This is a genomic window from Nocardiopsis sp. CNR-923, from assembly GCF_001942255.1.
In the GTDB taxonomy this organism is placed as follows: domain Bacteria; phylum Actinomycetota; class Actinomycetes; order Streptosporangiales; family Streptosporangiaceae; genus Nocardiopsis.
On record NZ_MKKC01000042.1, the window covers coordinates 1 to 1,498 of the forward strand.

1 protein-coding gene is annotated in these 1,498 nt (G+C 71.0%); it reads right to left on the reverse strand.

Going from position 1 to position 1,498, the window contains the following annotated elements:
* Window positions 1-183: 183 nt before the first annotated feature.
* A complete protein-coding gene (locus BJF83_RS02595; RefSeq protein ID WP_075925036.1) occupies window positions 184-1,197 on the reverse strand; it encodes an ABC transporter permease in 1,014 nt (337 codons plus the stop codon).
* Window positions 1,198-1,498: the final 301 nt, after the last annotated feature.

Sequence of the window (1,498 nt, forward strand, 5' to 3'; positions counted from 1 at the left end):
CCACGGGGCACCTCGAAGGACAACCCGTTCACCGCGTGGACGTCCCCGTCCATCGTCGGGAACGTCACCCGCAGGTCGTCCACCCGGACGACGGGCTCGACGGGCTCGACGGGCTCGGCAGGCTCGGCGGGTTGGGGCGGGGACTGGCTCATCGGTCGGCCTCTTCGTTCCTCGGGGCTGGTGCTAGTCGTGGATGCGGACACGGGGGTCGATGAACGGGTACAGCAGGTCCACGACCAGGCTGGCGACGACGATGAAGAACGCGCCCACCAGGGTGACGCCGAGGATCACCGGAAGATCGCTCTGGGTGATGGCCTGGACCGCGTACCGGCCGATGCCGTTGAGCGAGAACACCTGCTCGGTCAGGACGGCGCCGCCGAGCACCAGGCCCAGGTCGAGGCCGAAGATGGTGACGATCGGCGTCAACGTGGGCCGCAGCGCGTGCTTGAGGATGACCCGGCGCTCGCTCAGGCCCTTGGCGCGGGCGGTGCGCACGTAGTCCTCCCCCAGGGTCTCCAGCATGCCCGCGCGGGTCTGGCGCGCGTACATGGCCGCGTGCAGGAACGCCAGCGTCACCCAGGGCAGGAACAGCCCGGCGGCCCACGCCAGCGGGTCCTGGACCAACGGCACGTAGCGCGGCGTGGGGAACCAGTTCCAGGCGTGCACGGGGAAGGCCAGCACCAGCAGGCCGGTGAAGAAGATCGGCAGGGACACCCCGGCGAGGGCGACCCCCATGGCCAACCGGTCGAAGAGGCTGCCCCTGCCCACCGCCGAGACCACCCCCACCGCGATTCCGCCGACCAGCCAGATGACGCCCGCGCCGACGGCGAGCGAGACGGTGATCGGCAAACGGTGGACAATCTCGGTGAAGACCGGCTGGTAGGTCTGGAAGGAGTAGCCCAGGCACGGTGCGGGGCACTCGACGACGTCCCGGCCGAACTGGTACTCGGCGCCGACGAGGATGCCCTTGACGAACTCCCAGAACTGGACCGCGATCGGCCGGTCCAGGCCGAGGCGGTCGACGGTCGCCTGGACGGCCTCCGGCGTGGGGGCGCGGCCGACGTACATGGTGGCCAACTGCTCGGTGGTGCGCCCCGCCCACCGGGGGACGACGTAGAAGATCGCGAACGTGACCATGGTGACCACGACGAGCAGCAGGAGACCGGCGCCCAGACGGCGCAGGATGTAGGTCAACAAGGCGCGCTCTCTCGACAGGGGCTCGGGCCGGGGTCGACCGGGGCCGCGGCGACCGCCGCCGACGGGGACGTGTCCACGATGGAAACGCTAGCGGAACGTGTCCGATCGATCACGCATACGCACCGTCGACGCGTCGGCCGTTCCCGTGCCGAGTCAGGCCGGTGCTCAGCCTGAGCGCCCAGGGACGTCCGGTTCGCGGGCGAGCCCGTACGGGTGCCCCTTGTGCCCCTTGGTGGCTTCGGCGTCGACCCCTCCGGCCGTGCGCGGCGATGTCACCCCGCCCTCACACTGCGCGGCGCGC